This is a genomic window from Microseira wollei NIES-4236 (genome assembly GCF_020521235.1).
In the GTDB taxonomy this organism is placed as follows: Bacteria; Cyanobacteriota; Cyanobacteriia; order Cyanobacteriales; family Aerosakkonemataceae; genus Microseira; species Microseira wollei.
In genome coordinates, this window is record NZ_BLAY01000080.1 from 1 (window position 1) to 13,036 (window position 13,036).

Annotated in this window: 22 protein-coding genes and 1 pseudogene; 7 read left to right on the forward strand and 16 right to left on the reverse strand. The window is 45.5% G+C overall.

Annotated elements, in window-relative coordinates; all coding sequences use genetic code 11:
* The 5 genes and pseudogenes from MiSe_RS24445 to MiSe_RS24465 form a co-directional block, all read right to left on the reverse strand.
* A pseudogene (locus tag MiSe_RS24445) lies at window positions 1-453 on the reverse strand (hypothetical protein); the annotation flags it as partial.
* A gap of 757 nt (window positions 454-1,210) precedes the next feature.
* Complete coding sequence (locus tag MiSe_RS24450; RefSeq protein ID WP_226585727.1) at window positions 1,211-2,278, reverse strand: hypothetical protein; 1,068 nt, start codon at window positions 2,276-2,278, stop codon at window positions 1,211-1,213.
* Between the two features lie 72 nt (window positions 2,279-2,350).
* Window positions 2,351-2,935 carry a hypothetical protein gene (locus tag MiSe_RS24455; protein WP_226585729.1) on the reverse strand — a complete coding sequence of 195 codons (585 nt, stop codon included), beginning with the start codon at window positions 2,933-2,935 and terminating at the stop codon, window positions 2,351-2,353.
* Window positions 2,899-4,338: a WGR domain-containing protein gene (locus MiSe_RS24460; protein WP_226585730.1), complete on the reverse strand. Its 1,440-nt coding sequence runs from the start codon at window positions 4,336-4,338 to the stop codon at window positions 2,899-2,901. The genes MiSe_RS24455 and MiSe_RS24460 overlap by 37 nt, the downstream gene beginning before the upstream one ends.
* A gap of 274 nt (window positions 4,339-4,612) precedes the next feature.
* Window positions 4,613-4,960, reverse strand: a complete 348-nt coding sequence (locus MiSe_RS24465; protein WP_226585731.1) for a hypothetical protein — start codon at window positions 4,958-4,960, stop codon at window positions 4,613-4,615.
* Window positions 4,961-5,057: 97 nt separating this feature from the next.
* Here MiSe_RS24465 and MiSe_RS24470 point away from each other — a divergent pair, with 97 nt between their 5' ends.
* From MiSe_RS24470 to MiSe_RS24485, 4 genes are all read left to right on the forward strand, one after another.
* On the forward strand, window positions 5,058-5,306 hold the full coding sequence (locus MiSe_RS24470) for a hypothetical protein (RefSeq protein WP_226585732.1): 249 nt from the start codon (window positions 5,058-5,060) through the stop codon (window positions 5,304-5,306).
* A 79-nt stretch (window positions 5,307-5,385) separates the two neighbouring features.
* Window positions 5,386-5,919, forward strand: coding sequence for an HNH endonuclease (locus MiSe_RS24475; RefSeq protein ID WP_444980542.1), 534 nt, complete (start codon window positions 5,386-5,388; stop codon window positions 5,917-5,919).
* A 116-nt stretch (window positions 5,920-6,035) separates the two neighbouring features.
* On the forward strand, window positions 6,036-6,425 hold the full coding sequence (locus MiSe_RS24480; RefSeq protein WP_226585733.1) for an alr0857 family protein: 390 nt from the start codon (window positions 6,036-6,038) through the stop codon (window positions 6,423-6,425).
* 80 nt (window positions 6,426-6,505) lie between these two features.
* Window positions 6,506-7,342: an abortive infection family protein gene (locus MiSe_RS24485; protein ID WP_226585734.1), complete on the forward strand. Its 837-nt coding sequence runs from the start codon at window positions 6,506-6,508 to the stop codon at window positions 7,340-7,342.
* A 136-nt stretch (window positions 7,343-7,478) separates the two neighbouring features.
* Here MiSe_RS24485 and MiSe_RS24490 read toward each other — a convergent pair whose 3' ends face one another.
* Genes MiSe_RS24490 through MiSe_RS52900 form a run of 5 tightly spaced genes read right to left on the reverse strand, consistent with a single transcriptional unit; the run spans window position 7,479 to window position 8,432 of the window.
* Window positions 7,479-7,640 carry a hypothetical protein gene (locus MiSe_RS24490; protein ID WP_226585735.1) on the reverse strand — a complete coding sequence of 54 codons (162 nt, stop codon included), beginning with the start codon at window positions 7,638-7,640 and terminating at the stop codon, window positions 7,479-7,481.
* 3 nt (window positions 7,641-7,643) lie between these two features.
* Window positions 7,644-7,763 carry a type II toxin-antitoxin system RelE/ParE family toxin gene (locus MiSe_RS52895; protein WP_373872861.1) on the reverse strand — a complete coding sequence of 40 codons (120 nt, stop codon included), beginning with the start codon at window positions 7,761-7,763 and terminating at the stop codon, window positions 7,644-7,646.
* A 12-nt stretch (window positions 7,764-7,775) separates the two neighbouring features.
* The gene (locus MiSe_RS24495; RefSeq protein WP_226585736.1) at window positions 7,776-7,937 is read right to left on the reverse strand and encodes a type II toxin-antitoxin system RelE/ParE family toxin; all 162 of its coding nucleotides are present in this window, start codon (window positions 7,935-7,937) and stop codon (window positions 7,776-7,778) included.
* A 2-nt stretch (window positions 7,938-7,939) separates the two neighbouring features.
* Window positions 7,940-8,203: a ribbon-helix-helix domain-containing protein gene (locus tag MiSe_RS24500; RefSeq protein ID WP_226585738.1), complete on the reverse strand. Its 264-nt coding sequence runs from the start codon at window positions 8,201-8,203 to the stop codon at window positions 7,940-7,942.
* Window positions 8,181-8,432: a S16 family serine protease gene (locus MiSe_RS52900; protein ID WP_226585739.1), complete on the reverse strand. Its 252-nt coding sequence runs from the start codon at window positions 8,430-8,432 to the stop codon at window positions 8,181-8,183. Before MiSe_RS52900 ends, MiSe_RS24500 begins: the two co-directional genes overlap by 23 nt.
* On the opposite strand from MiSe_RS52900, the gene MiSe_RS24510 reads away from it, so the two are divergent.
* Window positions 8,392-8,724 carry a hypothetical protein gene (locus MiSe_RS24510; RefSeq protein WP_226585807.1) on the forward strand — a complete coding sequence of 111 codons (333 nt, stop codon included), beginning with the start codon at window positions 8,392-8,394 and terminating at the stop codon, window positions 8,722-8,724. The two genes, MiSe_RS52900 and MiSe_RS24510, sit on opposite strands and share 41 nt — an antisense overlap.
* Window positions 8,725-8,816: 92 nt before the next feature.
* Here MiSe_RS24510 and MiSe_RS24515 read toward each other — a convergent pair whose 3' ends face one another.
* Window positions 8,817-9,071 (reverse strand): hypothetical protein, encoded by a 255-nt coding sequence (locus MiSe_RS24515; protein ID WP_226585740.1) that lies wholly within the window; start codon window positions 9,069-9,071, stop codon window positions 8,817-8,819.
* The gene (locus tag MiSe_RS51155) at window positions 9,072-9,200 is read right to left on the reverse strand and encodes a hypothetical protein (RefSeq protein ID WP_264196686.1); all 129 of its coding nucleotides are present in this window, start codon (window positions 9,198-9,200) and stop codon (window positions 9,072-9,074) included.
* Between the two features lie 105 nt (window positions 9,201-9,305).
* Between MiSe_RS51155 and MiSe_RS24520 the strand changes: the two genes are divergently transcribed.
* Together MiSe_RS24520 and MiSe_RS24525 are read left to right on the forward strand one after the other, a co-directional pair.
* Entirely contained in the window at window positions 9,306-9,461 is a 156-nt protein-coding gene (locus tag MiSe_RS24520; RefSeq protein ID WP_226585741.1) for a ribbon-helix-helix domain-containing protein, read from the forward strand.
* Between the two features lie 313 nt (window positions 9,462-9,774).
* The gene (locus tag MiSe_RS24525; RefSeq protein ID WP_226585742.1) at window positions 9,775-9,930 is read left to right on the forward strand and encodes a ribbon-helix-helix domain-containing protein; all 156 of its coding nucleotides are present in this window, start codon (window positions 9,775-9,777) and stop codon (window positions 9,928-9,930) included.
* Between the two features lie 22 nt (window positions 9,931-9,952).
* Here the strand turns inward: MiSe_RS24525 and MiSe_RS24530 are convergent, their stop codons facing one another.
* From MiSe_RS24530 to MiSe_RS24545, 4 genes are all read right to left on the reverse strand, one after another.
* Window positions 9,953-10,822, reverse strand: coding sequence for a Uma2 family endonuclease (locus tag MiSe_RS24530; RefSeq protein WP_226585743.1), 870 nt, complete (start codon window positions 10,820-10,822; stop codon window positions 9,953-9,955).
* Between the two features lie 117 nt (window positions 10,823-10,939).
* Window positions 10,940-11,305 (reverse strand): type II toxin-antitoxin system VapC family toxin, encoded by a 366-nt coding sequence (locus tag MiSe_RS24535; protein ID WP_444980543.1) that lies wholly within the window; start codon window positions 11,303-11,305, stop codon window positions 10,940-10,942.
* Between the two features lie 116 nt (window positions 11,306-11,421).
* On the reverse strand, window positions 11,422-11,736 hold the full coding sequence (locus MiSe_RS24540) for a DUF2500 family protein (protein WP_226585747.1): 315 nt from the start codon (window positions 11,734-11,736) through the stop codon (window positions 11,422-11,424).
* 171 nt (window positions 11,737-11,907) lie between these two features.
* Window positions 11,908-12,747, reverse strand: coding sequence for a polysaccharide deacetylase family protein (locus tag MiSe_RS24545; protein WP_226585749.1), 840 nt, complete (start codon window positions 12,745-12,747; stop codon window positions 11,908-11,910).
* Window positions 12,748-13,036: the final 289 nt, after the last annotated feature.

The following is a 13,036-nucleotide window of genomic DNA, read 5'->3' on the forward strand; positions in this document are numbered from 1 at the left end:
GTTGCCATTTCCACCATCTATGTGGACAGTCTGTGTGCCATCTGGTTTTAGCAGTGTGACATCCCCTTCGGACCCATTTCCACCCAGGGTGATGTTGCCATTTCCACCATCTATGTGGACAGTCTGTTTGCCATCTGGTTTTAGCAGTGTGACATCCCCTTCGGACCCATTGCCACCCAGAGTGATGTTGCCATTTCCACCATCTATGTGGACAGTCTGTTTGCCATCTGGTTTTAGCAGTGTGACATCCCCTTCGGACCCATTGCCACCCAGAGTGATGTTGCCATTTCCACCATCAATGTGGACAGTCTCTGTGCCATCTGGTTTTAGCAGTGCGATGTCTCCTTCGGTACCGCTACCGCCCGCCAATATATTGCCTTTTTCACCGTCCAAGTGTATAGTTACGCCGTTTGCTGTATTTTTTAAGAGAATTTGGCTGGTTTCTTGGGTCATTTGAAGCAGAGTCCTCAACTTGAGTTAAATCCATTTCTCAAATTCCCACTTGAACGAGTAAATGTCAAGTCTTTTTATCTGACTTATACAAAATCTGGCATGGTTCAAAAATAGCGGTTTTTGGGGGCGTTGCATAATCAGTTTATTAACTAAGACTAATTTCCATGCAATGCTCTGATTGCAACTCTCTATATCCGTAATAATCTAAACTTATAAGTCATAAAATACACTTTTGTATATTGCGGTCGCCAATTCATCGAGCGCTATGAGACCTTACACCTGACGACTGTAAGTCGCAGCTATACAGACAAAACCAGCCGCCGCCGGTTCAAAACCCTTGATTTTACGTTATTCCGCCCTGGCGGACTTTGTTTGTATAGCCGCGATTTCTGATCCAGGACTTACGCAAAAAAACAAAGGGCGATCCGAAAAATAGTGGGTGATTAGTCGCGAGATTGACGCATCACCTTTGTTTTTGGCTTGATATCATGTCCGTTGAATTGCCCATAATAGTAAAACCTCACCGCGTCGTTGCGTAGGGAACATAATAGATATCTCGGACAAACAGATAACGTTGATCGTGTTCCCTACTCCTAATTATGGGTAATCGACCGGACATGATATGAGTCAATCTGCCTAATATAGCGGATTGCAGCCGTTGATGGTACACCAAGCCAAAAGGCTGTACCTCACTCGCTGGCAATCCGCTGTATTTTAACCACAGATACACACAGATGTAGAGAGATGAATTCTGGGTTTATCTGTCTCTATCTGCGGTTCTAATTTCTGCAACTGCTTTTACCTGAATTGGTAAAGCGAGATGAGGATAAAGTTTATGAATTTTCACCATCGTTTCTATCGCCAATTGTCGCGTGATAATTTCTGCCACTACCCTTGCTGCTTCCTCACTTTTTTGTGCTTCTTTATCTAAAAAGGCAAAGATGCGCTGCTTGGCAACTCTGCCTCGATTTACTTGCGATAGCACGGTGATAAAATAGGGTAGCAATTCCGGCAAGCGTTCGGGATTATTAATAGCATAACTCTCCAGATAATTCGTGGCAAATAACTGCATATCTGTTGAGGGATGTTCGCTGAATTTGATCAGATATTCTTGTCCATACGCTTCTTTGAAATACCGGGTTACCATGTCGCGCCCAAATTTGCGGACATCTTGTCTGACGCTATCGCATAAATTAACCAGAATACTAGGAGTTAAATCGGTGTCGGTGAAGCATGTACCGCATACTCGGAAACCAAATTCCCGCGTATCATCCCACTGGCATTCTACTAACTTTACTGCCGCTAACATTTCCCGTTCGTTTCCGCGCTGGCGATTTAGATTGTGCAAGAATATTTCCCGCGCTGCTTCGCGCACAGCAAGAATTTCGTTATCGGCAAGTTTGACTATTTCTAATGTCTCGAATTCCTTTGCCCATCTGTCGCGGTTTGCACTCAGTACATATCCGACTAATTCTTGTGCTGCGGAAGATTTGGCTTTCAACAGGCGCAAGGCTGTATCTTTGGTAACATTGGTCATCCACTCTGGTAAATCTTCTTTGAGCAAAAGTACGATCGCGGCGTGGATACCTTCTTGCGTTTTGGGTTGCCACAAAATACCGATTAATTCTGTTGCTAATCTGGCGGCGAAATCTGGATGATTGGTGGCTAATCTTTGAATTGCTGGGCGAATTGCGTTGCGGATATCTGCTTGTTCGTGAACAATCGTTGTGACTAGCAGCGGGTATTGATTCAAAAGCGTTGCGTCGGGGAGGTTTCCGAAAATTTGCATCCCAATGTTGCGGATTGACTCGTGGGGTGATGTCATGAGAGAGTCGATTAATCCTGATGGTAAATTTGCCGCACTGGTTTCGTGATTGAGGAGGATTCTTGCGCCGAATTATTGGATTTCTAATAATGGGTTTTGCAGCAAGTCAAGTACAACGGATAAACCTAATGTGCCGAGTTGGTTAGGGAAGCAAGTAAGCAAGGTTTCGGAAATATCTTTTGCGATTGGTGCCCCTGTTGCGTTTAATCCTAATAGTGAGGCAAATAGCTGTACGATTAAGATTTTTGCTTGATTATCGCTCAGGGTAACTGAACTTAGGAATTGGCGGGCGAATTGGCGGGTTTCGGATTGGGGACTGGCGATTAAGGCGATGATAAAATTGTTATCGGACTTGATGCGATCGCTCCCTGCCTCAATCCACCGATATGCCTCGGCGCGCGCGGGTGCAAAGGCACAATTTGCTATAGCTAAAACTAGGGTAAAATTGGGGTTGGTGGGGGTGTAGCGATCGCGCGCTATTTCAAATCCCAATTGCGCCGTCACTTCGTAAGGTTTATTGAGCAATCTAATTATCGTACTTTCATCTAATTCTGCACCAAACTGCGGACAAGCACGCGCCGCTTTAACCGCAAAATGATGCACGGGACGACAGTTACTTTCTAAAAGCAATCGCAATAATTCAGCAGGTTGTTCCAAAGTTGGGGAAAAGCTTCTTCTCTTACATCCGGTTCTGCATCTCCAGGTTTGTAGGAATCTCGACAACGCCATGCTTTCGAGTTTTCCTTTAATTCATACCGCGGACTATTTTCATAAAGGATATGGTTGAAAGTTAGATCCCCACCGAAAGCATCCCAATTATGAGTAAATGAGATGCGATTCCAGTTAGAGCGATCCCATCGATAAACAGTAGTTTGCCTAATTGTTTCAGCATCAGCATCTGAATACTGAAGAAGAACTCCGACAGCCATTTTTACATATTCAGTGTCGCCCAATTCGCCCAAGGTTTTTAGAGTACGCCACACCCGCCTCAAAAAATAGTCGCGAGTATGACTACTGTAAGCAATTCTTGCATCAGGACGTTGCATGTAATCTCGAAATTGACTGCTTTCAATTGTTTCCCACCGACTGGTTGAATTGTTATATTTAGATTCATATTTTCTCAAAGATCCAAAATTTCGGACAGCGTAAGAGTCACTGCGGTAGGTTGCTCCTTGTTTCTCAAAGCGGTAAGCAAGGATAGCGAAAACTTCTGCATCGTGGCGATATTCCGCCATTTTAAAAATATGTCGAAACCGCAGGAAATAATTCGGACGTAACGGCGCAGTTTTCAATATATCTATAAGTGCTGGACGGACATTCTCGTTATCGATTTGATAAATAGTATCGAGAAGGGCAAACCGCTTGTAATCTCCATTATTAAGATAGGTGCGTAAGGTATGAGAAAATTCATCTGCCGATTTGGCGCTGGTAAGTTCTGGCGGCAGATTTTCTATCATTTCAGATTGCCACCCGGCTTTTGTTTGTGCATCGGCGAGTTTGAGTAATGCTTCAAAGGCAATTATGCTAACAAATTCTGGCGTTTTATTGTTACTGCGAAGGCGAACAAGTGCAGGAACAGCACCCTCGCCGCCACACCAACCTAATGCCCAAGCTATGCAATAATCTCTCAGGGCATCGCCGCTGCCAATTAGTGGGATAATTAGAGGGGTTGCTTCCGGTATTTTTAGTTCTCCGGCGCGCCAAATTGCTCTTTCTAAAGGCCATTTGCTGGGACTTTGATTAGCTAGACGATTTAATATTGCTTCCTGGCGCGTGGCTGGTTTTTCTGGTTTAGCTAAAGTTTCTTCTAGGGGGGGAGTGCTGACATCTTGATAGCCTTTTTTGGTCTTTTCTGCTACTAATTTAGCGAAAACTTTCTCCGCTTCTGCCAATGGTACGGCTTGAGTTGTCTTTACCCCTTCTTTTAGATTTGCACCTCGCCGTCCGTAGCAGAAGTTAACCACATATCGATTTTCACCAGTTTGGCATAAATCGACTTCGTATACTTTGTCGGAAGTTCCTTCCTGGTAGTGCAGGGTTGTCCGTTTGATTAGTTGCATAGGGGATGGAGAGCGAGGGGTTTTTTGTCTCGTTCTCTCGTTCTCTCGTTCTCTCGTCTCTCGTTCTCTCGTTTCTCTCGTTCCCAGGTTCTACCTGGGAATGCCGATGGGAGGCTCTTGCCTCCGGTTATGGAAGAATTTAACAGAGGCTCTGCCTCTAGGATAGCGTTCCCAGGCTGGAGCCTGGGAACGAGATACCAGATACCAGATATAACGAATATCAACCCGCCCCGGATGGATGGGGCGGGTTTTGGTGCGGCGCAAATCCCGAATCTTAACCTTCTGACAAACTGCCAATACTCAGCGGGACTAATTCTCCATGTCGCGTCAGTCCTAATAACATTGGTTCCTGAGGTCGGATAAACTCTCCTGTAAGCACGCAGCGTTCTTCTCGTTCGGCTGTGGCGGGAATGCTGGCGCGAATGTCAGAGCGCGAAAACTGCGGTTTAAACGCTCCAGATTTCTGTTGCACGTAATTCCAGAGGATTTCCCGGATTAGCGCTTGATAGCCTTGGTTTCCAGCCAAATCTTTCAGTCTATCTTTCAAATCTCGCTCCAGGCGTATGCTGGTAACGTCCATCTCGGTGGTGGGGATCCGGGTAGCAGTGTTATTCGCGAACATTTTACTTTTCTCCTTTAAGGGGTAGACAGATCTAATAATACAAGTGTAGTATTTTATTAGTAAGATTTCTAATCTAGAGCCTTCAAGAACTACCAACGTGATTCACCAGCAATCCCTTTCCACTTCAATGCCCGTCACCAGTCGCTTAGACGACGGTGCAGACGCCATTTGGGGCGTCACCAGGGGAATTGCAGTGGATTGTTTGTTGGAACTTTGGTATGGCTTGCAAGATCGAGGTAAAGAGGTCAAACCTAATTTTGCCCTAGTGTTTAACGGGCATAACGGATCGGCAGATTCATTAAGACGAAGCGGGAGGTACAGGCTTAAAGTGACTGTACCTATATAGAACGAGAAGAACCCAAAGCCTTCTAACCCCCGCTTCTAAGTAACCAGAGGCGGGGGTTCTTGTTTAAGGAGTTTAGATCGTGACATCAACATCGCAACCTCACAGGCAAAGACCAACAGAAGTGTTAGCCCAGTCGGTGGTAGTGTTCTCCAAGAACTATCTGCCGATGAGTCGAGTCAATATTAAGCGGGCAATTACCCTGCTGATAACGGGTAAAGCGGAACCGCTGAGCATTGATCAGACGGCGGCGTGGCAGGTGAAATCGGCGAGCCATTTATTTTACGTGCCGCAACAGATTCGCCTGACGTTTACCAGTAACGAACGACTGTGGAAAGTGCCGCCAGTGAATCGGCGTGAAGTTTTGCGACGAGATCGCCACAGTTGCCAATACTGCGGCTGTACAAAAAACTTAACGCTGGATCACGTAATTCCACGGTCAAAAGGCGGAAAACACTCCTGGGACAACGTAGTTATTGCCTGCGAAAGGTGCAATACCAAAAAAGGCGATCGCACTCCTGAGCAAGCTGGAATGCTTCTGGGCACCCAGCCAAAAGCCCCCCTCCACCCAGCAGTTGCTTTTGCCGAGCAATTCTGGCAGGAACAGCAACTTTAGGGAGTGGGAATTGGTAATTGGTAATTGGTAACTGGGCAAAACTTTCCCAACTACCAATCATCGATCGCCAATCGCCCATCCCCACTCAGCACTAGAAAAATGGGAGATACCCGACGATGCTGAAACTCACCTATACCGAAAATGGATTTTATCTAGAGCGTCTGGCACAATCCCTAGAAGATTGGTTGACGGCAAGAGTGATGCTGTCTGTGCGCGCTGGGTGGCAAATCTGCATCGGTGCTAGCACCGCTTCGTTCTTGTTACCTGCCGATCTGCCTGGGATCGAGCGCTTGCAAGCGGAAGTGCGGCGCGAAGATGCGGAAATTATCGATCTGTGCGTTGGCGATGCGGAATGCGTCGAAGTCAGCTTGCGAGGAACTTGGGTTTCTACGAGTGCCGAAAGTGATGAAGGCGTGTTTGTGGTGACGTTGAGCGATCGCGTCGAGTTCTTCTTGTTCAAACTCTGGCAACTCTCTCAAACCTACGCCTCTTGCATGAGTGAGTAATTGTGGGGTGGGCAGAATAGCCCGCCCCATTATTAGTAACGATGTGGACATTGACTGGATAATTGTTGGGGTAATAGAGTGTGAAATTATCAGAACAAACGATATCGGATCTTGGATCTATTATTACGGGTGATGGAGGGCGTTCACCTTATCGAACTGGTTCACAACTGGTTTCATTTTTTAATGAATTTGGTTCTCAGGATACATACGGTAATGGTTTTCCTTCACGTTGGTATTACGTCGAGGAAAAGTTACGTCAATTTAATGATACGCCAACCATGAAGTGCATACTGGTTGCGGCTGTTGCTCCTCGTCATTTTCTGGGAAAGGAACTCGATATTAACGTTGCAGTTGAACATCTCAACCAATTTCTCGAATTTGACAATTATGAATTCCGACCATTAGGAAAGCAATGGGAAGTTTATAAATTAGGTGTTTCTCAAATCAAAATGTCACATCCTTATGAAAATTCGGTTGAGATAACACACATCTTTATCGAGGAGCAAATCAATAAATGTGACAAGAAGCTTGCCGAAGGCGACTTTGATGGAGCAATCACTAATGCACGCTCTCTCGTCGAGGCAGTTTTGTCTGCAATTGAAAAAGAGTTTGATCCTAATCCACCAGAGTATGATGGGAACCTCCCAAAGCTATATAGAAGGGTTCAAAAACATTTGAATCTTTGCCCAGGGCAGGAAAGCCTTGCAGAATGTTTGCGACAAATCCTTTCTGGGTTAACAAGCATAGTTTCTGGCTTAGCCACTTTGCGAAATACAATGAGTGATTCTCATGTCATCTCGTATAAACCACTGGAGCATCACGCAAGGCTAGCAGTTAATTCGGCTAAAACACTGTGCGACTTTTTATTTGAAACGAAGGAATATCAAATGCAGAAGCAGAAAATCAACGCCACCTAACAACCCTGGTGCAGCGGACTGACCGAAGCTGCCTGTGGTGTTGTAAAGGTTGTTGGTGTTGGTAGCCGCTGACGAGGAAAGTTGTACTGTTTCCCGATGGATGGGAAAAATGCGATCGCCTTTGCATTATTAATCTCTATTCAGGTTGCATCTGAATGATTAAAATTGGTGGTACGGGCACGGCATCAATAGGCTTTGTCTTTAAGTAGAAGGTTTTCTGCTGCCGTGCCCCTACAATAACTGGGTTGCACCTAATTGAAAACTGCTGTAATTCCGATGCAACCAGAATCGATATCACTACCTACGAGTTGGTGAAGAGCGATCGCAAATCTCGTTTCCCATTCACCACTCGGACAATTTCAACCCGATCGGTCATGACTTGATACAGGATGATGTACCCCTCCAAGGGTAAACCCAGCAAGTTAGCCCTTAACTAAGGGTAACTACGACCGGAATTTGGAAAAGAGACGATCTGCTGACATCGCCGCTCGAATTCATCTAAAAACCGCTCACCTGCTGCAACATTCACAGAAGCAAAATAATCTGCGATCGCCTGCAAATCTCGCGATGCAGGCAGCGAAATTACATACCGCACAACTACTGCGCCTCTCTTGCTTGTTGTAATTTAGCCCGCAACTGATTTACAAACGTTTCGCCATCGACAACTTCGCCCCGTTCCAAAGCCGCGATTCCCTCTTCCACCTTGGCGCGAGTATCAACTAACCAGGCTTGGTAAGCCAGTCGCTCAGTTTCTAGCAGGGCTAACGCCGCGTTGATCACCTCATCGACTGTTTGGAACTCACCCTGAGCTAGCAAATTTTGTACAACAATTTCTTGTTCAGGCTTGAGAGTAATATTCATAGGAATCCCACAATAGCGAACTTTCTACAACGTACTTCCTCATTTTAGCCACCCCACTTAAACTTCCCAAGCCCCTGATAAAACGTGCTGAGCTTGAAACCCAAGAACAAATCAATCGCCATTGGCTATAGGTAGCCTGAGCGATCGCCCCTCTACAGGCAGCCAACACTTTTTCACCGATTCCGCCTATGGGTAACCCTTTCTGGCGCAGCGTAATTTCACCCGTCATAGGCGATCTGCTTTCTCCTGAAGCCTGTTTGCTTTCTCATTTGAGTCATTCGTATATTCATTTTGGTATTTTCCGCCAGCAAAATGGCAATTTACTTTCTAATTTTGCCTTTTTGCTTACTCATTTCAGTGTTTCGCGCATTCATTTTAGTATTTTCCGCAAGCGAAACGGCAGAAAACTTGCTAATTTTGCCTATTTGCTTTCTGATTTCAGTAATTCGCGCATTCATCCGAGCGATCGCAGCAAGATCAACGTCAACACCAATGGCAAGCAAGCAGCCGCAACCAGTTAAGATGAGCGTTAGTATGTTGGATCGTTTGATCGCGATCGTTATGGGCATCGCCAACTTGCTCAAATCAGCCCTCTTCCGGCAAGAGAAAAGGGCTATTTGCACCTGTCGATCGAGGAAACAGCTAAACCGTAGTTCAATTTCAGCCCTGATTTCTCAACTCCCGGACGATTTCCAAAAGCGAGATTTTTAGACCACACGGAATCAAAAGGACAGAGGATTTGTCGGTTTTCAGGAGACAACCACAAGAGCGCGTCTTCTACATCCGCTATTCGGTAGGTTTCCTTCAGCAGGATGCAAGTCAGCAAGCGATGAACGGTAATCGCTTGAGAGTCTGTTAGCACAATCATTTAGCGCCCTCCTCTGTCGCCTTTAGACAGGATGACCAAAGCTTTATCAATATCCCGGACTTTGATGCCTCGAAGGGCAGTCAGCAGCGAGCGGATCAGGGCGACCTCATCATCGGACAGTGTAACCATAAGTCAAAACCTCACTGTACCCACTTATAACGGAACCATAGCGTTACCGTGACAAGACAGTGAGGTGATAAAATCTTTAGCATTCCTGTTAATGCCTGTGTTTGCGTGGCGACAGATAAAGCCAGAATTACCGTGTATCTGCCTCAAGATCTAAAAGATCGCTTAGCCTTCATAGCGGAAAAGGACAAGCGATCGGTCAGCGTATTGATTGAGATACTGATTCTTGAGGCTCTGGAAGCTAGAGATAAGGGAAAGGCGTAGCGATCGCCCCATAGAAATTTAGTCACAAGTACCTCAAGCTGTGTGGGATTATGGGAAGGTATAACTTTATGCTTCTTATGCCTGCCGACAAGAAAAGTCTCAGAATATATCTGACCTCGGACATTGAGAGAATTCTGAGGGTTCTAAGTGCTATCAAGAATCAGAGCATTAGTGAAACTGTACAGATCGAGTTAGAGGAACACTTTGCCAAACCTGACAACCTAGATTTAATCGAGTACCACAAAATTGATGAAATCAAGGAGAATTAGGAGTTACTTTCCTGCTGGAACGATCAAAACTCTTCGAGGTTAGCATGGCGACAGATAAAGCCAGAATTACTGTATACCTGCCTCAAGATCTAAAAGATCGCTTAGCCTTCATAGCGGAAAAGGATAAGCGATCGGTCAGCGTGCTGATTGAGATACTGATTCTTGAGGCATTAGAAGCTAGAGAGAAGGGGAAGGCGTAGCGATCGCACTCAATATCATCGCTTATTGCGATCGCAAAAACTGCTCCACTTCCTCCACAGATAAACCGAATGCTTCTGCTATTTGTGGGACGCTTAATCCCATCGCTAACAACTTTGGTATAGCATCCCTCCGCGCTTGTGTTTCTGCTGCTAAAGCTTGCTCTGTTGATGCTAAAGCTTGCTCTGTTGATGCCAAAGCTTGCTCTGCAACAGCGGCACGTTCTGCACCTGTGAGCAACAAATTTCCCTCGTTATCCCACCACCGCAGCCACAGCATGGTTTGATTTTGATAGCTGCCTTGCCACAGTCCTAATTCTATATCTATTGGCAGAATGCGATAGCGCTCTTGCTGATTGGGCGTTAACAATTGGTAAAAACCATTGACCAGGTTATAAACTTCTAAACGACCAGTTTTCACCTCATAAATCCCATAATAGGGAATTCGCATAATTCGCTCGTACACCCAAAACTTACCTGGTTTTGTTGTCTTCCCATCGGTGTAAGATAGCGGCGTTTTGTCTCTTTCTTCCGAACCATCACCCGAAGCGAATTCCAAAGCAATTAACGGTGCCATAAATTCTCGCCACAGCACGTAAGAACGGCGATATTCACCTTCTAGCATTGCTGGTACGTTGGGGACATAAAACCAGTCAGGTGCTTCTGCACCTTTTTCTGGTGGTTCGGTTTCTCGCCAATAAATGCCGCAATCTTGACCGATGGCATATTGTCCGTCAGGATGAAGTTGCTGCAACAATGGGCCAAGGGAATCGGTTAGAATAATGCTTTGGGGATGTTCTTGAAAGTTTTTCACGAAAGTACCATCTTCCTCTGGGAGTTGGGTGTGGTCGGGAAACGGAGGAGGAAGAGCAATTTTGTCGGCTGCTTGAGTCATACTGTGCGATCGCCTGCTTTGAGCCTGCCGTTACTATTTTAGACGATCGAAAGGGCTGGAAACTTTTAGGCGATATGGCTAACGCCACACTTCGCGATCGCCTCCCTTGACAATCTTTCAAACTCTCAATTCTTCTAACACTAACACAGTCAACCCTGGCAAAGAAGGCAAACGTGCATCATTTGTCAGAAAAAAGGAAGCACCTGCACGAATAGCCGCAGCCATTTGAATAGCATCGGGCGTTCTTAAGTTGTGAACAGCCCGTAATTGTGCGGCAGTTTCAGCGATATCTGTAGAAACTTCCACGGTAGTTAAACCTTCTTGGTAAAACAGGATGTCAAGATATTCTTGAGCTGGTGTTGTGTTTCCCTGCCGCAATGGATAAACTAGCACCTCTGGTAGAGTTAATACAGATGTTACTACTCTAAACTCGCGGCGATCTAACGCTCTATAGCGTACAGGCAGTGAGGTATTGTTGCTGATGTAACTGGAGCGATCGCTCAACCCGCCTTGACAATAAATGTTATTTCACTTAGTCAATTCCCATTCGTAAAATCCTCAGCTTAAATGGGAGAGCATTATTTATGCAATCGATCGTTTTATTGTTGTTCAAATCCTTTAAATAGATTGGCTTGGGTGTAAAGTTTGCCTACATCACCGTTTTGTAATCGCCTATAGTCTTCTACATCTACTTTGTATTCTTTTTTACTTCCATCGGCGAATTCAAACGTGATGTAATAATCTGTTTCAGTATCGTATTGTCCGCTAATCCCTTGCTTGCGTTTTTCGACAACGCGCACATCCCAACTAAAGACTGGCTGGGACGCTACGTAACCGGCTCCCCAAATCCGAAAAATAATCGCAACTACGATTGAAGCCAACAGAAAAGCAACTAGAACAACACCCAGATTCATTATTTTAACTGCCTTTTATTGATCGGGACTTACACAAAGAAACCGGGTTTCTATGAAAAATCGTCGTTTTGGAACTGGAGATCTACGCAGAAACAAAGGTGATAGGATCTTTGTGCGTAAGTCCTGTTGATGTTAAAGATTATACTCAGGTTGAGTCGAAAGAGCGATCGCTTACCGACTTGACATTTCCAGCAGTTCGGGAAGGGTCACAAAACGGTAGCCTTTCTGTTTAAGTCCGCTGATAATTCCCGGTAAAGCTTTGACACTGCGAGAGCGATCGCCGCCTCCATCGTGCATCAATATAATAGAACCCGGTTTCGTACTCTTGAGTACGTTATTCACAAATGCTTCTGGTTTGGCGCGAGGATCGGTATCTGCTGTCGTCACCGACCACATTACTACAGCCTGTTTCTGGCTTTTGGCATAAGCTGCTAATCCATTGTTTAAAAAGCCTCCGGGTGGACGAAAGAACTCGGTTTTCACACCTGTAGTTTTGTGTATTATCTCCGCTGTGCGTTCAATTTCGCTTCTGGCAGTTGCTCGACTCATGCGACGATACCTGTGATGCCAGGTATGATTGCCAATGGCATGTCCTTCTGCAACTATCCGCTGGAAGATTTCGGGATGGGCTTCTACAGCTTTCCCAACTACAAAAAATGTGGCTTTGACGTTGTGGGATTTGAGAATATCCAAAAATTGGGGCGTTTCAGGGACTTGTGGGCCATCATCAATCGTTAACGTCACTACTTTCTCTTTATTGTCTAGTTTCACGTCATAAAACGTTTTTCCAGCAAATTTAGCCGGTACGGGAAACGCTATTGGTAGCGTTTTGGCTGGCTGTTGGATGGGCGCGATCGCATCCGCACTACTTAATGCCTGCTTTTCTGGCGCTGGCTGATTCGGCGGATCGGTTTCCAGTTTCAGGTGCAACAGCATACCCAGCCCAAAACCGATAGATGCGATCGCTACAACCTTTAATATCCTGTGTCGCTTTCCCAAGTACTTCTCCATCGCCTTCACCCTCAAACTGCTCTAATATTACGACTCCCATACACCCCCGTAAGCTTTAGCAGCTTGAAATCTAGCTCTAGCAAGGCTTTGAGACAATCTCAAAAAAATTTTCCCACACCCTTGACAAGCTTTGTAGTAAGTATGTAGTATGTAAGTGTAGGACGAGAGGGAAACAGCCGAAAGGCAAGCCTCAAGCCTGACGCAGAACCTTGAAAACTAAATATGTCACCCATTTTATTAAGCTTGGATGCCACCACTTTCAAACAAACAACCGGAAAGTGGAGGACAA

Coding starts and splice junctions, on each gene's coding strand:
- MiSe_RS24500 (WP_226585738.1), bottom strand. CDS start 8,203: ATGAATATTACTCTCAAGCCTGAACAAGAAATTGTTGTACAAAATTTG.
- MiSe_RS52900 (WP_226585739.1), bottom strand. CDS start 8,432: ATGACGGGTGAAATTACGCTGCGCCAGAAAGGGTTACCCATAGGCGGA.
- MiSe_RS24510 (WP_226585807.1), top strand. CDS start 8,392: ATGGGTAACCCTTTCTGGCGCAGCGTAATTTCACCCGTCATAGGCGAT.
- MiSe_RS24460 (WP_226585730.1), bottom strand. CDS start 4,338: ATGCAACTAATCAAACGGACAACCCTGCACTACCAGGAAGGAACTTCC.
- MiSe_RS51155 (WP_264196686.1), bottom strand. CDS start 9,200: ATGGTTACACTGTCCGATGATGAGGTCGCCCTGATCCGCTCGCTGCTG.
- MiSe_RS24450 (WP_226585727.1), bottom strand. CDS start 2,278: ATGACATCACCCCACGAGTCAATCCGCAACATTGGGATGCAAATTTTC.
- MiSe_RS24465 (WP_226585731.1), bottom strand. CDS start 4,960: ATGTTCGCGAATAACACTGCTACCCGGATCCCCACCACCGAGATGGAC.
- MiSe_RS24515 (WP_226585740.1), bottom strand. CDS start 9,071: ATGATTGTGCTAACAGACTCTCAAGCGATTACCGTTCATCGCTTGCTG.
- MiSe_RS24540 (WP_226585747.1), bottom strand. CDS start 11,736: ATGAATCTGGGTGTTGTTCTAGTTGCTTTTCTGTTGGCTTCAATCGTA.
- MiSe_RS24545 (WP_226585749.1), bottom strand. CDS start 12,747: ATGGAGAAGTACTTGGGAAAGCGACACAGGATATTAAAGGTTGTAGCG.
- MiSe_RS24530 (WP_226585743.1), bottom strand. CDS start 10,822: ATGACTCAAGCAGCCGACAAAATTGCTCTTCCTCCTCCGTTTCCCGAC.
- MiSe_RS24525 (WP_226585742.1), top strand. CDS start 9,775: ATGGCGACAGATAAAGCCAGAATTACTGTATACCTGCCTCAAGATCTA.
- MiSe_RS24480 (WP_226585733.1), top strand. CDS start 6,036: ATGCTGAAACTCACCTATACCGAAAATGGATTTTATCTAGAGCGTCTG.